The following is a 16100-nucleotide window of genomic DNA, read 5'->3' as shown; positions in this document are numbered from 1 at the left end:
CTCGGCCGTCAGAAGCGGCGCAGCTTGATCCCATATTTACGCAGTGCGTAGCCGATCTGCCTCGGCGTGATATGCAGGAGTCGTGCGGCCTTCGCTTGTACCCATCCACAGCGCTCCATTGCCCACACAAGCTGCTCCCGCTCGCCCCCCGGTCTGTCGCTACCGCTTGGCGTCGCGAAGCTACCCCCATTCCAATCACCGGCACTTACGTTCGCCAGGGCATTCGGCACTTCACTGTTTGGAGCGTCCAACGTTCGGGCAGGACGCACAGCATCTTCTCGTTCGATGTAATGCAATTCCTTTGTAAGGCACCGGCCTCTCCCACACAGAAAGGAAAAACAATCTATTGTGTCGTGATCCGCCATTGTCGCGGTACGCTCAACGCAATTTTCCAGTTCGCGCACATTGCCAGGCCAGTAGCAGCTGGACAGAACCCGAAACGCTTGCTCATTGAAATGCAGAGACCGACGATTGTCGCGGTTAAATCGATCTAGAAAGTACTGCGCCATTGCCGGAATGTCCTCACGGCGTTCACGCAAAGGCGGCAAAAGGATACTCACGACGTTGACGCGGTAGTAGAGATCCGCACGAAATTCCCCCGCCTTCACCATTTGTTCGAGGTTGCGGTTCGTGGCAACGATCAGCCGAACGTCTACTTTTACCGGGGTGGTGCCACCCACCCGCTCGAACTCGCGTTCCTGCAAAACCCGCAACAATTTGGCTTGGAACGACGGCGAGATGTCGCCGATCTCGTCGAGGAAAAGTGTCCCGCCGTGCGCCAGTTCGAATCGCCCTTTGCGCTGGAATTGCGCACCGGTAAACGCTCCCTTCTCATGACCGAACAATTCGCTTTCTAGCAGTGTCTCTGTTAGCGCCGCACAGTTCAGTGAGATGAACGGCTGGTCCTTGCGGGGGGATAACCGGTAAATCGCGCGCGCGATCAACTCCTTCCCAGTTCCGCTCTCGCCGCGCAAAAGCACCGTCGTCCGCGTAGGTGCTACTTGATGAACTTGCGAAAAGACGCGCTGCATGGATGCAGATTCTCCGAGCACATTGTCGATATGATACAAATTCCGGTCTGCGTTGACCTCTCGTCTCATCTCCTGTCGCGCGGTTTGGCGCATCTGGCCCGACGCACGATCGAGCAGAAGTGCCTGGCCCATCGGCGCCGCGACGACCTTCATGAGTTGGAGGTCGCTAGCGAAGGCGCGCTGTCCGTCAGTATTCTCACAAAACGCGACCAGTACGCCGAGTGGCCGCCCTTCATACGGGATCTGCGCCCCGAGCAGTGCCACATGCTCACCTTCCAATTCGTCGAACATTTCGATGCTGTCCACGAAGAGCGGTTCGTCACGCAATTTCGCCACCACCACCGCCGAATCGTTCGTGTGTATTCGCCCCAATACCCCGTCATGGGGCAGGAAACGCAGACGTTCGCGCCAGTCCGCTGACAACCCCGTGCCACACACGCCCCCCAAATGGCCGTCTGGTTCAGCAACCGCAATAAACGCAGAGCGCCATCCACACGCATGCGACAGGTAACGCAGAGATCTCTCCAACGTCCTTTCGGTATCTCGGGACGAGGTCAACGTCTTCACTACTTCGTAGACCACATCAAAGTTGAGATGACTCTCATTGACATCGAAATGCGACATAGATCTGAACTCCGGAAATTGCACGTCAGCGCCGCGGGACCCGAGTCCCAACACAATGAATTGCCGCGCTACATTTGCGCAAGCCACGGTGAATTCCTGCCGAAACGGGCACGAAAGCCGACAAAACAGACAAAGACGACACAATCGCAGTCGTGGTGTCGGAGATGCGACAAAAGACACGAGGTATCTTTGTACGCAGATTGGATACTATCGAAGAAAGACGTAGGTTTTGCGACAAATTTTGGTCCGCACGGCAGTCTATGTTTAAAAATGTACGAGCCGAACTTGATTTGTGAGGAAGTAGCATGGCTGCGCGTGAATTAGAGAATACGCGCCACGTAGCGTTAGTGCTCGATTCAAGTGACAGGACGTTTTATCGCCTGCACCTCTATTTGGCGCGCCGAGTTTCGGCCTTTCGACGCGTTTTGCCTCAGATGCCCATCAGTTTGAAGCACGTAGCGGCAAGCCTGCTGACTCTCCGTCTTGTGCACCGTCTCCGAGAGTACTCAGTTGCAGCGAACGGAAGAGAAAACGCTGAAGTGCGTTGGCGGCAGCCGAGCGGTCCTCTAAGCGCCCAGGACTAAAGAGACCGAATTCCGCCACCGGCGGCAGCGGCAACCCTACTGCGCGGGCATCGATCGCACGCATCGTATCGCGGCGCACCTGCCAATCCAGAAGTAGCGCAACGCCGAGCCCAGCCTCAACGGCTGACTGAACCGCCGAGAGGCTCGTGCTTTTGCAGGCCACGCGCCAAGCGATACCTGCTTCAAGCAACGTGGCAAAATAACTCTCCTGCCATCGGCATGCACCGCCGAATGCAACAATCGGCAGCGGACCGTCTCCGAGATCAGCATTGCGTGTGCGCGCGGCCGCCCAGTGAAGGGGATGTTGCCAGGTGACGAGAGGTTCCGCGGGGATCAGCGCGGGATCACCAATCGCGAAATCGAGTGTATTGCTCATGAGCCGCTGCGATAAGGCCGGACTCGCATCAACGACGATCTCCAGGGCAACATCAGGAAACAATGTCGAAAATTGCCGCAGTGCATGGCGGAGGTGACTCATGGCGATGTGCTCGGGAATTCCGATCTTCACGGTACCCGCAACTTCACCCGAATTAAGGGCGGAACGGGCCGCAAGGCCGACTTCGAGCAACTTGTGTGCATACGGCAACAGAACGCTCCCCGCAGAGGTCGGCTTCACGCCGCGCGGTGAGCGTTCAAGGAGGCGCTGCCCGACTTCGTCTTCGAGCCGCCGAAGCGCCATGCTGACGGCAGCCTGTGTACGATGGAGCTCCATGGCAGCATTGCTCACACTGCCGGCTTCCACTACCGTCACGAACGTACGCAGTAGCGTGCTGTCGAGATCGCGGATCATCAATTTCCCTCATTCAAACATAAAGATTATCAGCTTATACCACGCATACAGCTGCGGTTAATATCCTTCCGTCGCCCACGTAGACAGCATGGGCGCGCCAAAAACGAATGAGAATGAAGCCTAGATAGGGGGTTGCCAAAAGCATTCGCTGTGTTTAAGGAAGCGAAGGGGTCAGTTGTCGGTTGACAGAAATCATTTAGATGCGATGGCGTTTTTCAAAGCGGACTGCTCTGCGCTCTCGGGCGACCCGGTTTCGGGCCACTCGAGAGCGGTGGGCCCCTTCAACGCCGTTTCGTCGCACGCCGACCGGTGCGCAGTTTCGAGGTCAATCGTAGAGACTTTCGCAATCCGAGCGAGCCATCATCGCCTCGAAAGACGAGCGGATCGTGTCTCCGGTTCATTCGCCGCCGACCCGCAACCCAGCGCGCCGCGTTCGCTCCTTCTCATCTTATCTGGAGATCACATGAATACACCCAACGATCGGGTTCGCTTCGAGGAGCTTGCCCAGCACGCCATGGACCAGATACTCGCGATTTCGCCGGAAACCGCTGCGTTCCACCGAGGCGACTGGATCGATAGTGAGTACTATCGCCGCCATCTCATCGAAACCGTGTTACGCATGCGTCTCAACAACGAGGTAGGCGCATTCGCGCTTTACAAAATCAGCGGCCAGGATAACTCGCTCGCGCAGATGCTCGCGCAGCACCTCGCGCAAGAATATGGGCAAGAATGCCATCTTCTGCATGACATCGAGAGGTTCGGGCTTACCGCAGCAAGCGTGGAAAGCATTAGACCATTCAATAGCACAGACAAGCTAATCGGATATCTCTACCTAAGCATCGTCCGCGATGGCCCGCTCCCTACGATGCTCTGGAACTGGTTTCAGGGATGGTATTCGGGCCGCTATAACAAGGTCATCGCGCACTCAGCCGCGCGCGCATTCGGACACGATCAAGTAAAAGGTACGCTCAGCCACATTGAGTACGCCGAATCGCGGAGTCTCGAAGATTCCACATGGATCGCTCTGAGGCTCGCGATCGGCGGCTGGGGCGGAACGGGGAAAGCAGAAATCTATTTGAACAACTTTGTCGGAATGATTCACGAGTATTTCGAAGAGTTGCGTGTGGCGACCCTACCCCGGCCGGAAACGGGCACTGAACAGGCGGCACTCAAATGACCGCCATCATCGTTATTGAGCCGCGCTCGTCCGGGACCGCACTTGTCGCCTCAGCTGTACGGCTTGGCATGGCCACCCACGCGTATTCAGCCAACCGCGATGAGCCCCCCCTGTCACGCGAACTGCTCGCCGCTTCGGTGCCGTACGCCGTGGTAGATACTGACTCGCCGAACGCCGTGGCGGCCGCTGCAAGCGCCATCGGCGTCGATGCGATCGTACCCGGTGTACCCGGTTGCGAATACGCAACCGGCGTAGCAGCTGAGTCAGCGGCGCTCCTCGGTCTTCCACATTTGCAGCCGGAAGCGGCAGCACCCACGCACGACAAATACCGCAGCCCCATGCATCTCGCCGCCGCCGGACTGGCGGTTCCTTTGTTCGCCCTCGTTGTACATCGTCGCGACGCCATGACAGCCGCTTTACGTGTAGGTTTTTTAGCTGCCCGCAAGCCTGTCCGAGGAGGCATGCATGGGACGTACGTCAACTCTCTTTCCCAGTTGCAACTTGCGGTCGAGTGCGCCATGCATCACGGCGTTGTCGATGTCGGCCACAAGACCGGCAACGTGTTGCTCCTTGAACAGTATCCGGAGGGCCCAGAGTGCTGCATCGAAGGCTACGTCAGCAGCAAGCACGGACCCCGCGTCGTCGCCGTAACCGAAAATCTCTTGAGCGCAGAGCAGCATCTCGCGAAAATGGGCCAATTTGCCGAAGCCTCTTTGACCCCGGACCAAAGAGCCGCGCTCGTCACTTACGTCGAGCACGCCGCGGTGCAGATTGGACTGACCCTCGCTGTTTTCCACGCCAAAGTGCGCATAACACGCGACGGTCCGGTGCTGATCAAGATCGCGGCCTGCCTCGGAGGTGATCGCACCTGCCGGCTGATCGAACTCAGCAGGTCAATCTCTCTGCCAGAAATAACGATACGTAGCCACCTCGGCGATCCTGAGCCAGCCCACGATGCCGATGCAAAAGCTGCCGTGTGTGTCAGCGGCGTACGGTCCTTCGCACCGGTAGTGCGACACCGCCGCCGTCGAACGCGTTCGCGCCAGACCAGGTCTCCAGGAAGTGGAGGTCCATTCTCATATCGGCCGCACAGTGCCACAACGAGCGGCGACGAGCGACCGTGTCGCCATGTGTTGTGCATCGCGCCTGTTCGCCCGACCCGCGATTCGCGCCTTGCCGAAGCGCTGAGAACACCCGGATCCCGTCGCGCCTGTAACCGTATTTGAACGGTTTGCACTCCATGACAACCAACTACCCCGCCCCTCGTAGCCGCATAGTCGTGCTTAACCGTTGGTCCGACGGCTTCGCAGCCTACCATCGCTACATCGATCATGCTGCGAATAAGGTCGCTTACATCTGCACGCCGAACGGCGCCGCTGCGCTCGACGCTTCTCAAACCGCGCACGTTGAAGAGCTATCCGACATCCTTGATGAAGATGCGTTGCATAAGGCCATGAACTCCTGTCACGCGGCGCTCGGCGGCATCGACAGGCTGATCGCATTGTCCGAATTCGACCTTCTGAAGGCCGCGCGACTGCGCAATTCGTTCAATATTCCTGGCGATCTTCCCGATACCGTCGTGCGCTTTCGCGACAATGGCGCTATGAAGCATACCGTTGCTGCCGCGGGCCTGCGTGTGCCGCGCGTTGCAGCGTTGGAAGATGTGGCCTTTGCAAAAGTAAATTCGCCCCCTGTGATGCGCTTTCCGATCATTGTAAAGCCACGTACCGCCGCAGCAAGCCTAGACGTACGGCGCATAGACACCCGTGCCCGGTTGGATATGTTGTGGCCGACACTACCGCTGGTTGAGTACGAGTGCGAGGAGTACGTCGAAGGGCCCGTCTATCACGTTGACGGTTTCGTGCGCGACGGCACATGGGTAATCGCGCGCGTGTCCCGCTACATCAACACCCGTCTTCAGTTTGCACAAGGAAAACCCCTGGGCTCGGTGATGCTCGACCCGGGACCGCTGAATGATGCGGCTCTTGAATTCGCGGCCGCATGCCTGCGAGCGCTCGCCCTGAGTAATGGGCCGTTTCATCTCGAGATAATCGGAGCTTGCGACGGATTCTATTTTCTGGAAGTCGGTGCCCGTGTCGGCAGTGGGGAAATTCCCTTTCTTTTCCACGAATTGTACGGCGTCGACCTCTTTGACCTCTGGGTCACCCACCAATCAGGTGACGAGGCGCGGTTCGCCGCACGGGCGCAGGCGGCGTTAATCGCGTCAACCTCGTCCACACGCGGGGGATTCCTGATGCTGCCAGAGCCAGTCGGCAAAGTATTCGTCGGCGCACAATTGCCGAACGCTATCCCGGGGCTTTACGAAGCTGTCTTCCCAGCGAGACGTCACTTATTCAACGGTTCCAGCCGCACTGGCAACATCCTCGCACGCTTCCGCTATCGCGGCGCATCGGAGGAAGAAATCGACAAGGCAATTCGTGCAACGCTGCGCGATTTCCGCTACACGCTGGCGGAGAACGTGGCGCTCACCGAATAGCCGTACACATGACGCGTCACGCTATGCAAGACTTTGCGCCTCCTCCAACAATAGCTCGCGCATCCAGATACTTGCCGGATCACCACTATGCAGCGCAGGCCATTGAACAGCCTCAGTGAAAGTGGATAGCGGAAGCGGTACTTCGGCGATCCGCAGAGCAGAGGCCTCCCCGAGATGCCTGGCCAGCCTCAAAGGGATCGTCGCAATGCGACGCGTACCTGATAGCACCGCCGGAACAAGGTGAAATGTCGGGACGACGATCTCTTCACGCCTTCTGAGACCGAGGTCCAGCAGGAAAAACTCTTCGATTGAAGGCCTGCGTGCCCGCCCGAACCTCACTGTAACGTGTCCCATTGACATATACCGGTCGAGCGAAATCTGCTCCGACAACTGCTTGTTTGCAGGACAGCCGACACACACGAGCTTCTCGTCGAAGAGTGGCGCTTTCGGGTTAATATCCGGCAGCAATAGATCGGGCAGAATCAAAAAATCGGCGTCGCCACGCCGCAGTAGATCTCCAGGCTCGTCGTCTGGGAAAATCAATTCGAAACTTACTGCGGGAGCCTCGCGCGCAACGCGTTTAATGACCTTCTGGAAGTAGACGAGAGTCATGAAATCAGAGAGGCAGACCCTGAACCGGCGATCCGACTTTGCCGGCTGGAAGACGTCGCGCGAGATGATGGAAAGCTGGATATGCGATAGAGCCTCCCGCACCGGTCCGGCAAGCTCTATCGCCCGTGATGTGGGCACGAATTCTCGGCCTCTCATCACAAAGAGGTCGTCGCGAAAATAGTCTCGTAACCGCGACACCGCTGCACTCATGGCAGGTTGGCTCAAATTGATGTCGCGTGCCGCAAGCGTGACGTTACGCTTCGCCATCAATGCGTCCAACGCGACGAGAAGATTCAGATCGAGGCCTTTGAAGCGCATCTTTAATTATCCGCTTTGTGGATGATACATATCGAAACAATCGATTGTACAAATTTATTGAGGTCCCGCAAAGTTACGGCAATCCAGCTTGATATGCAAGTCACTAATATGAGTATTCCCGTCGTTCTACTGAACGACACTCAACATCAAGTCCCAGATATTGATCCGCAACGTGGCATTTCGCGGTTGCGACTTGGGCTGGTTCCCGGGTAAACGGTGACTCATCCAAAGATGAGTGAAAGACCATGAGAAGACTCAGCGATTGTGAAATGCCGCAATTTATTTCTGAAGTGCTAAACATGCGTGAACGTAACGGAGAGCGTCGTAAGGTTTACCTTACCTTTGACGACGGACCACACCCGATATGGACACCAAAAGTACTAGATCTGCTGGCGCGGCAACAGGTACCGGCAACCTTCTGTGTACTCGGCACCTACGCGGCTGAGTATCCGGAACTGATCCGGCGCATGGTTTCGGAAGGCCACCATGTCGCGAATCACAGTCTCTCCCATCGGGACTTGTCGAAATGTGAGCCGGATCAGATAAGGCACGAGATAGCGGAAGCGAACTCGCTTATCCAGCGTGCTTGCCCAGCGGCAACGGTGCGATATATGCGTGCGCCGTATGGAAAATGGACGAACGAAGTTATAGCCGAATCCATGAAAGCGGGACTAACGTCCCTCCACTGGTCCGTAGATCCACGAGATTGGTCCCGTCCGGGTGCAGACGCGATTGTCGATTCCGTACTGACGTCGGTGCTGCCCGGCTCGATCGTACTGCTGCACGACGGGTCTCCTCCGGAAGAGTGCGACTTGCATGATCGCGATGCTTCGCGTGAGCAGACTGTCATTGCACTATCACGCCTGATTCCACGATTGAAGGAAAGGGGCTTCGTCATCAGTTCGCTTCCGTAAGTTCAACCGAAAATCTCGCTTAATGAGTATCTCTGGCCCAGAGCTGCTCGACAGGTGGACGATATACTCCATTAGAAACGTTTCAGCAATAGATCCAGGTGTGCGCGCTGACCTACGGCTAGCACTAAGGAAATACTGACCCCGGATGCAGGCATTGGATGATCTGATTTTCAGTCGACGCCGATGGAAGCCTCCTGGACGACATCGGTACCATGAGGTGCGTTACTGGACATTTTTCTCGTACGCAAAACCGTGTCTTTCCTGCCCTATGAAGAAACGCCAAACCTACAGGCACGAGAATAATTGCCCCTCGAATCGAGCGTGAACCTTAGATGATATTTCCACGCCTGACTCCCGCGCCATCGCTCACGGCAGGCCTGTACTGAGAATCCCAACGTCTCCTAGCACACTGACCTGATGAACATTTCTGCCGCAATCAACACTACATCTGTCCTACTATATGCGTCACTTTCGGCCATCTATAAAAGCGCGCAGGTACTTCATACTCTACCGACTAGCGGCCGACCTGCATACGTCAACGTATCCAAGACCGAGTATTTGCCGGACATCGACGTCATCGTCCCGTGCTTTAACGAAAACCCAGAAACGCTGCGGGCGTGTCTCGACTCGATTGGCGCCCAGGACTACGCGGGCGGCATCAGGGTCCACGTGGTCGATGATGGATCCGCCAACCGCGATGCGTTGAAGGTGGTGTATCGGGAGCACGAACATGATCCGCGATTCAACTTCCTGCTTCTTCCAAAGAATGCGGGAAAGCGTAAAGCGCAAATCGCCGCAATACGTTCTTCGACCTCGGAACTCATACTTAACGTAGACTCGGACACCACTCTGGCTCCGGATGCAGTAAACAAACTCGTGCTGACAATGAGTGACCCATCGGTCGGTGCAGCCATGGGGCAATTGATAGCCAGTAATCGCAGCGACACGTGGCTGACCCGCCTGATCGATATGGAATACTGGCTTGCGTGCAACGAGGAGCGCGCGGCTCAAGCGCGATTTGGCGCTGTGATGTGCTGCTGCGGACCGTGTGCGATATATCGGCGCACAGCGCTTCTTCTGCTTCTGGACCAGTACGAAACGCAAATGTTCCGGGGCAAGCGCAGCGATTTTGGCGAAGACCGCCATCTGACAATTCTCATGCTCGCGGCGGGCTATCGAACGGAGTACGTTCGAGATGCAGTCGCCGCGACCGTCGTTCCAGACAAGCTGCGGCCGTACCTGCGCCAGCAATTGCGCTGGGCGCGAAGCACCTATCGCGACACGCTGCTCTCCCTCCGCCTTTTGCCTCGTCTTGACCGCTACCTAACTCTTGACGTGATCGCGCAAAATATTGGCTCTCTGCTGCTCGCCATTTCAATGATCTCCGGCTTTTTGCAGATATTGCTCACAGCCACGGCTCCTTGGCAGGCATGCTTCGTCATTGCTTCAATGACTGGGGTCCGCTGCTCCGTTGCTGCCATTCGCGCTCGCGAGCTTCGATTTCTTGGATTTTCAGTGCACACACTTATAAACCTATTGCTCCTGCTTCCGCTAAAAGCATACGCTCTATGTACCCTGGACAACAGTGACTGGCTTTCTCGCAGTTCTGCCGTCGAAGACGGCGGCGAGCACCGTGCTCCCAAGAGTGAGTAATGCGTAGCCTCGCGCGCTCACCAGGGAATCTTCCTTAAACAGTGGTCTGTATACATTTCTGGCTCCATGTCTAATGCGACGATCACGTTCTCGAGTGTAAAGAAATCCTACGGCGGTAAGCTTGCCGTTGACGGATTGTCCTTCCGTGTAGGGCCCGGCGAGTGCTTCGGTCTGCTCGGGCCTAATGGTGCAGGCAAAAGCACTACCACTCGAATGGTGCTAGGTATGGCGCTGCCTGACGCAGGCGTGATTACCGTCCTCGGGGAACCGGTGCCAGCGCGGGCACGCCTAGCGCGCAGGCGCATTGGCGTCGTTCCGCAATTCGACAACTTGGAGCCAGGTTTTAGTGTGAGCGAGAACCTGCAGCTCTTCGGGCGCTACTTTGGGATGAGCACAGGCGAAATCGAGGCGGTGGTCCCGTCCTTGCTGCAGTTCGCACATCTCGAGGACAGGGCTCACGCACGCGTCACCGAGTTGTCGGGCGGAATGAAGCGCCGTCTAACCATTGCACGCGCGCTTATCAACGATCCGCAACTTATTGTCATGGACGAACCGGCGACAGGGCTAGATCCGCATGCGCGCCACCTCATCTGGGATCGTTTGCGCTGCTTACTCGCACGCGGCAAAACGATTCTTCTCACTACTCATTTCATGGAAGAGGCAGAGCGATTGTGCGATCGACTATGTGTAATCGACAGAGGACGCAGCATTGCGGAGGGTGCACCTGATGCGTTAATCCAGGAGCAGATTGGAAGTCACGTTCTCGAGATATACGGCGGCAACCCTCATGAACTCAAAGCGCTGCTGATGTCGTTTGCACAGCGTACAGAGGTAAGCGGTGATGCACTGTTCTGCTACACGGCCGATCCACAACAGGTATGCACGCGACTGAGCGAGCGTACAGGTCTGCGTATTGTGCAACGTCCCGCGAACCTGGAAGACGTTTTTCTTCGGCTGACCGGGCGAGAAATGAAGGATTGAATAATGCGCGAAGTGTTTATGATTGCCCTACCCGGCAACGCCTGGAATTGGCGCACAGTATGGCGGCGCAATTATCTAGCGTGGAGAAAAGCGGCACTGATCTCCGTTCTCGGCAACCTGGCGGACCCGATGATGTACCTTTTCGGTCTCGGCTTCGGTGTCGGAATAATGATAGGCCACATCGACGGCGCTCCTTACATTGCGTTCCTGGCGGCTGGAATGGTTGCGACAAGCGCCATGACCTCAGCGACTTTTGAAACGATTTACGCTGCCTTCGCTCGCATGCAAGTTCAGCGCATGTGGGAAGCCGTGCTCTGCACCCAACTGACCATTGGCGATGTCATTATTGGCGAATTGGCATGGGCCGCTACAAAAGCCCTTCTCGCAGGCTCCGCCGTTATGGTGGTTGCGGCGATGCTCGGTTACGCGGCGTTTTCGAGCATCGTATTTGTTATGCCTGTCGTTCTTCTAACTGGCCTCGCTTTCGCGAGCGTGGCAATGGTACTCGTCGCGATCGCGCCGAGTTATGACTATTTCGTTTTCTACCAGACGCTTGTGCTTACGCCCATGTTGTTCCTGAGTGGTGTCGTCTTCCCTGTGCACCAACTGCCCGGGGCGCTTCAATACCTTGCACAGTTCCTGCCGCTTTCCCACTCCGTTGAATTGATCCGTCCGGCGATGCTTGCACGTCCGGTCGGCGGCATGGGGCTGCATCTGGGCGTGCTTTGTGTCTACACAATACTTCCATTCTTCTTGTCTGCGACACTGGTCCGCCGCCGCCTGATGTCTTGACGCTGACGGTGTTGCGACTCAGCAGCAGCCTTGTGATAAGCGCCGGACTGGGGCTACCTCCAAACCACCGCTTTCAACCTACTGAAATGCACGCCATGACCAACTTCATGCCGAAAACGCAGCCATTCGTGATTCTCGGGATGCCCAGAAGCGGCACTCACTATCTGGAAGAGCTGCTGAATGCTCATCCGAACGTCTTGAGCAATGGCGAGTTACTCAACATCCACGACGCCAATTGGCCTGACACCAACCGGCTCAAGTGCAGCAATCGGGAACTTCTCGAACTCGCTTATCTTCGCTATCCGGTCCAAAATGGCAAGGCGTACGCTACGCATATCGGTTGCAAGATCAATGAGCCGCAATTTATGGAACGCCCCGGATTCTTTGAGGAATTAGCACGGTGGCCATGCCTGAAGGCGATTTTTTTAGTCCGCAGGAATACGCTGGAATCGCTGCGATCCCTGGTGCAAGCGAGAGAAAGTGGTGAATGGCTGAAGTACGGTTCGGATAATTGGTCAGCTCCGCCTCCTCAGGTCGCATTGACTATTGAACTATGCGAAGCCTACTTCAAAGCCGCAGACGATTTTCATCGTCAAGTCGTCGACTCTTTCGCGCCAGAGAATCTGCTTACAATGGGCTATGAAAACCTCCTCAATGACCCCGCCGCATGCATGGAGGCGGTGCAGACGTTCCTTGGAACTTCCTTTCATCCTTGCTCCCACGGGACGACTCTTCAACGGCAGGAAGTACGGCCTCTGGAGCAAACCGTACTCAACTTCGACGAGTTGAAAAGTCACTTCAGTGGCGGGCAGTATGAGAGATTTTTTTGAAACAGCAACAGCAAGAGATGGACTTTCTCGTGATCGCATGGTTCATGTTCGCCCACGTTCATTTCCCTAGAAGTAGCACCAAATCGATCCTTCAAACCATTCTTCTATCTAAAGATTCATTTTACGATCTTTGCGTTTCCTACTGGCGCCGAATGCGATGCTTCCGCCTTCTGGGCAATCGCACGCCACGGGTTGCGCGTAATCGCAACTGAACAAGGTAACTTTCCATGTCCTCAAAGGTGCAGTGGAAACTGTGCTGGGAGAATGAGCTCCAGCTTTCCGATCATCTCGAATTGGCCCAGTTTTTCCGGACAACTTATGGTCCAACCGGACCGTTCAACGCAAAGCCGTTCGACGGCGGTCGAAGTTGGGCCGGGGCGAGGCCCGAACTCCGCGCCATTGCCTACGATTCGCAAGGTGTGGCGGCGCACATGGGTTCGTTACGCCGCTTCATCAAGATTGGCGCAACCGACGTGCTAGTGGCGGAACTGGGTCTGTATGGAGTGCGGCCAGACCTAGAGGGGCTCGGAATCAGCCAATCTATTCGTGCGATGTACCCTGTATTGCACGAGCTTCGTGTGCCATTCGCATTCGGCACCGTCCGCCATGCTTTGAAGACCCACTTCACCAGGTTATGTCGACATGGAATGGGAACAGTCATCTCGGGGGTTCGCGTCCGCTCAACGCTTCCCAACGTTCACCTCGATTTGCCGGCAACACGTGTTGAAGAAGTACTGGCGGTGATTTTGCCGATTGATAGGGCGATGAGTGAGTGGCCGCACGGGACTGAAATCGAACGCAATGGCCCTGAGCTGTGACTCGCCTGCATCTGAACCGGACATGCGGTCAGCGGCTCGATCTGTCCTGCAACGAGATTTGAACGCACACGCTCAGGTAAACTAAATTGAAAAACGTAACGCATTTTGACTTGTTGCGTAGGGAGTTGGACGCGGACGATCCGTGGCGACTGGACAGTAATCCGTTCGAGCGTGAGCGTCATATGCACATGCTTCGGTTAGCGCTCTCTAAAGGCCCCGTTGCCCATGCTCTCGAGGTCGGATGTGCGGGGGGCGCATTCACAGAAAAATTGGCACCTTACTGTGAGCGGCTCACCGTGATGGATGTGATGCCGCAAGCGCTTGCGAGGACACGCAAGCGGCTAAATTACCCGCCAAACGTGAACTGGATCGTTGCAGACGTCCAGCACTTTTCCTGCGCAGAGCGGTTCGAACTGATCGTAGTCGCGGAGGTTTTCTACTATCTCGCCGACATCGCTGAAGTGCGGGATGCTATCCACAAACTGGCATGCGTACTCGCGCCTGACGGCCAGTTGATATTCGGTTCAGCACGTGACGCCAATTGTCAACGCTGGGGACATATTGCTGGTGCTGAAACGGTGCTGAAGATGCTAAGCGAACGGTTCACCGAGATTGAGCGAGTCGAGTGCGTCGGCCAGTCGTCCAATGAGGATTGCCTGCTCGCATGCTTCCAGAACGCGGTGCATTTTTCCCATCAATCAGATTTCCCTTGCTAGGGTGAAAAATACCATGCGCATCTGTGGCCTCAAGCTGACACACGACGGAGCAATCGCCGTTGTCGAAGATGGAAAGCTCCTTTTTTGCATCGAACAGGAGAAGCGGGACAACAATCCGAGATATCACGATATACGGAACCTCGATGCAATTGAAACTGCACTAGCCGAGCACGGTCTACGGACTGACGACATCGACGAATTTGTGATCGACGGCTGGGACGGCGAAGTGACGTCGCAGTTTCAGATGCTGAGCGGCCCCAGCCCAATCGTCCTCGAGGGTGCCCTCTATACGGAAAGAGAAAACGGCGAACTTCTGGCTTCGGTCGACGGCACTGGGCTGCTGATCGGTGGCAAGTCATATCGGTACAGGAGCTACCCTCACGTGTCCGGCCATGTCGCCGCCGCATATTGCACGAGTCCGTTCGCACAACTTGGGCAACCTGCGTTATGCCTAGTGTGGGATGGCGGCATGGTGCCACGGTTGTACCATGTAGGACGCGACGACGTGCGGCTCATTGGCCAGTTATTCCCCATCATCGGTCAAATGTATGCGGCGGCCGGACATCATTTCGGGCCGTATGCAAAGGGGGCGGGTGCGGAGTGGGACCTGGGAGTGGCCGGAAAGCTAATGGCATACATCGCCCTTGGGTCAGTCGACGAAGAAATCGTTGATATATTTCACCATCTTTACCTGGAACGCTTTGCAGGCGACACAGAACTTGCGCGAAACTATCGCCAGAATCTCCATCTTCCGAGTACATCGCTCGCAGCGATACGCGATTTCTTCCACGCATGCGCGCCGGAGCTGCAGGCTAAACCTGCCGAAGACGTACTCGCCTCTTTCCATACTTTCCTCGAGCGCCTACTCGTCCGCGAAATGGAAAAGGCTCTGCGGCGCCATTGTATTCCTGGGCCGCGCAACCTATGCATATCCGGCGGATGTGGACTCAATATCAAATGGAACAGTGCATTACGCGCAAGTGGCTTGTTCGACGCTACCTGGATTCCGCCCTTTCCGAACGACAGCGGTTCGGCGATCGGCACCGCATGCTGCGCAATAGCCGCGAACGAGGGCTTCATGCCGTTAGAGTGGTCGGTATATAGCGGCCCCGCAATGAAAACGGGCACCCGAGTGCCCGGCTGGTCTGCGTCGCCTTGTTCCCTAGCTGAACTTGCACATATTCTCGCCAAAAATAGACCCGTCGTTTTTCTTGCCGGACGCGCCGAGCTGGGCCCACGAGCACTTGGGGCGAGAAGTATTCTCGCCGCTGCGACTTCGCCGAGCATGAAGGCTCTTCTCAACGATGTCAAGCATCGGGAATATTTCCGTCCTGTGGCACCCATATGTCTTGAAGACCGGGCGCCTGCTGTATTTCTCCCCGGCACTCCAGACCCCTACATGCTGTTCGATCATCAAACACGCGACGAATGGCGGGACAGGATACCTGCCGTCGTGCATCTCGACGGTTCTGCGCGATTGCAGACCATTGCAAGGTCATCCGAACACCCTGTTGCGCAACTGCTAATCGAATACGAGAAGCTCACAGGCCTTCCCTTGCTGTGCAACACCAGCGCCAACCACCTGGGACGAGGCTTTTTTCCCGATGTTGCGTCGGCGTGTGAATGGGGACGTGTCGAACACGTTTGGTGCAATGGTCTTCTATTTACCAAGACATGCCGAAACGAGATTTCGGCGTCAGTCGATGAGCCGGTATCGTTTGGGCTCGCATGAATTTGAGCTTCACCGTAATGCCGCAACAAGT

Annotated in this window: 14 protein-coding genes; 11 read left to right on the top strand and 3 right to left on the bottom strand. The window is 56.3% G+C overall.

What is annotated here, in order from left to right; all coding sequences use genetic code 11:
* Window positions 1-8: 8 nt before the first annotated feature.
* Window positions 9-1655, bottom strand: a complete 1647-nt coding sequence (gene nifA / locus AB4Y42_RS36935; protein ID WP_368692681.1) for a nif-specific transcriptional activator NifA — start codon at window positions 1653-1655, stop codon at window positions 9-11.
* Window positions 1656-2096: 441 nt separating this feature from the next.
* Complete coding sequence (locus tag AB4Y42_RS36930; RefSeq protein ID WP_368696944.1) at window positions 2097-3029, bottom strand: LysR family transcriptional regulator; 933 nt, start codon at window positions 3027-3029, stop codon at window positions 2097-2099.
* A gap of 463 nt (window positions 3030-3492) precedes the next feature.
* Between AB4Y42_RS36930 and AB4Y42_RS36925 the strand changes: the two genes are divergently transcribed.
* The 3 genes from AB4Y42_RS36925 to AB4Y42_RS36915 are packed head-to-tail and all read left to right on the top strand — an operon-like array spanning window position 3493 to window position 6703.
* Window positions 3493-4206 carry a hypothetical protein gene (locus AB4Y42_RS36925; RefSeq protein WP_368696943.1) on the top strand — a complete coding sequence of 238 codons (714 nt, stop codon included), beginning with the start codon at window positions 3493-3495 and terminating at the stop codon, window positions 4204-4206.
* Window positions 4203-5432: an acetyl-CoA carboxylase biotin carboxylase subunit family protein gene (locus tag AB4Y42_RS36920; RefSeq protein ID WP_368696942.1), complete on the top strand. Its 1230-nt coding sequence runs from the start codon at window positions 4203-4205 to the stop codon at window positions 5430-5432. Before AB4Y42_RS36925 ends, AB4Y42_RS36920 begins: the two co-directional genes overlap by 4 nt.
* 14 nt (window positions 5433-5446) lie before the next feature.
* On the top strand, window positions 5447-6703 hold the full coding sequence (locus AB4Y42_RS36915; protein WP_368692677.1) for an acetyl-CoA carboxylase biotin carboxylase subunit family protein: 1257 nt from the start codon (window positions 5447-5449) through the stop codon (window positions 6701-6703).
* 21 nt (window positions 6704-6724) lie between these two features.
* Here the strand turns inward: AB4Y42_RS36915 and AB4Y42_RS36910 are convergent, their stop codons facing one another.
* On the bottom strand, window positions 6725-7633 hold the full coding sequence (locus AB4Y42_RS36910; protein ID WP_368692676.1) for a LysR family transcriptional regulator: 909 nt from the start codon (window positions 7631-7633) through the stop codon (window positions 6725-6727).
* Window positions 7634-7878: 245 nt separating this feature from the next.
* Here AB4Y42_RS36910 and nodB point away from each other — a divergent pair, with 245 nt between their 5' ends.
* The 8 genes from nodB (at window position 7879) to nodU (ending at window position 16069) form a co-directional block, all read left to right on the top strand.
* Window positions 7879-8547, top strand: a complete 669-nt coding sequence (gene nodB / locus AB4Y42_RS36905) for a chitooligosaccharide deacetylase NodB (RefSeq protein ID WP_368692675.1) — start codon at window positions 7879-7881, stop codon at window positions 8545-8547.
* A gap of 417 nt (window positions 8548-8964) precedes the next feature.
* Window positions 8965-10200, top strand: a complete 1236-nt coding sequence (nodC, locus tag AB4Y42_RS36900; protein ID WP_368692674.1) for a chitooligosaccharide synthase NodC — start codon at window positions 8965-8967, stop codon at window positions 10198-10200.
* Window positions 10201-10254: 54 nt separating this feature from the next.
* Entirely contained in the window at window positions 10255-11181 is a 927-nt protein-coding gene (gene nodI / locus AB4Y42_RS36895; protein ID WP_368692698.1) for a nodulation factor ABC transporter ATP-binding protein NodI, read from the top strand.
* 3 nt (window positions 11182-11184) lie between these two features.
* A complete protein-coding gene (locus AB4Y42_RS36890) occupies window positions 11185-11973 on the top strand; it encodes an ABC transporter permease (protein WP_368692673.1) in 789 nt (262 codons plus the stop codon).
* Window positions 11974-12068: 95 nt separating this feature from the next.
* Window positions 12069-12803, top strand: a complete 735-nt coding sequence (locus tag AB4Y42_RS36885; RefSeq protein WP_368696941.1) for a sulfotransferase — start codon at window positions 12069-12071, stop codon at window positions 12801-12803.
* Between the two features lie 227 nt (window positions 12804-13030).
* Complete coding sequence (locus AB4Y42_RS36880) at window positions 13031-13621, top strand: NodA family N-acyltransferase (protein WP_368692671.1); 591 nt, start codon at window positions 13031-13033, stop codon at window positions 13619-13621.
* Window positions 13622-13707: 86 nt separating this feature from the next.
* Window positions 13708-14337 (top strand): nodulation methyltransferase NodS, encoded by a 630-nt coding sequence (gene nodS / locus AB4Y42_RS36875; protein WP_368692670.1) that lies wholly within the window; start codon window positions 13708-13710, stop codon window positions 14335-14337.
* Window positions 14338-14350: 13 nt separating this feature from the next.
* Complete coding sequence (gene nodU / locus AB4Y42_RS36870; protein WP_368696940.1) at window positions 14351-16069, top strand: nodulation protein NodU; 1719 nt, start codon at window positions 14351-14353, stop codon at window positions 16067-16069.
* Window positions 16070-16100 lie beyond the last annotated feature (31 nt).

Source organism: Paraburkholderia sp. EG286B (genome assembly GCF_040965655.1).
Lineage (GTDB): Bacteria > Pseudomonadota > Gammaproteobacteria > Burkholderiales > Burkholderiaceae > Paraburkholderia.
This window is presented reverse-complemented; position numbering and strand designations above follow the sequence as displayed.

Bases quoted from the DNA above. Each gene is read 5' to 3' on its own strand.
- nifA (WP_368692681.1), bottom strand. From the start codon at position 1,655: ATGTCGCATTTCGATGTCAATGAGAGTCATCTCAACTTTGATGTGGTC.
- nodB (WP_368692675.1), top strand. From the start codon at position 7,879: ATGAGAAGACTCAGCGATTGTGAAATGCCGCAATTTATTTCTGAAGTG.
- AB4Y42_RS36925 (WP_368696943.1), top strand. From the start codon at position 3,493: ATGAATACACCCAACGATCGGGTTCGCTTCGAGGAGCTTGCCCAGCAC.
- nodC (WP_368692674.1), top strand. From the start codon at position 8,965: ATGAACATTTCTGCCGCAATCAACACTACATCTGTCCTACTATATGCG.
- AB4Y42_RS36930 (WP_368696944.1), bottom strand. From the start codon at position 3,029: ATGATCCGCGATCTCGACAGCACGCTACTGCGTACGTTCGTGACGGTA.
- AB4Y42_RS36880 (WP_368692671.1), top strand. From the start codon at position 13,031: ATGTCCTCAAAGGTGCAGTGGAAACTGTGCTGGGAGAATGAGCTCCAG.
- nodU (WP_368696940.1), top strand. From the start codon at position 14,351: ATGCGCATCTGTGGCCTCAAGCTGACACACGACGGAGCAATCGCCGTT.
- AB4Y42_RS36890 (WP_368692673.1), top strand. From the start codon at position 11,185: ATGCGCGAAGTGTTTATGATTGCCCTACCCGGCAACGCCTGGAATTGG.
- AB4Y42_RS36915 (WP_368692677.1), top strand. From the start codon at position 5,447: ATGACAACCAACTACCCCGCCCCTCGTAGCCGCATAGTCGTGCTTAAC.
- AB4Y42_RS36910 (WP_368692676.1), bottom strand. From the start codon at position 7,633: ATGCGCTTCAAAGGCCTCGATCTGAATCTTCTCGTCGCGTTGGACGCA.
- AB4Y42_RS36885 (WP_368696941.1), top strand. From the start codon at position 12,069: ATGACCAACTTCATGCCGAAAACGCAGCCATTCGTGATTCTCGGGATG.
- AB4Y42_RS36920 (WP_368696942.1), top strand. From the start codon at position 4,203: ATGACCGCCATCATCGTTATTGAGCCGCGCTCGTCCGGGACCGCACTT.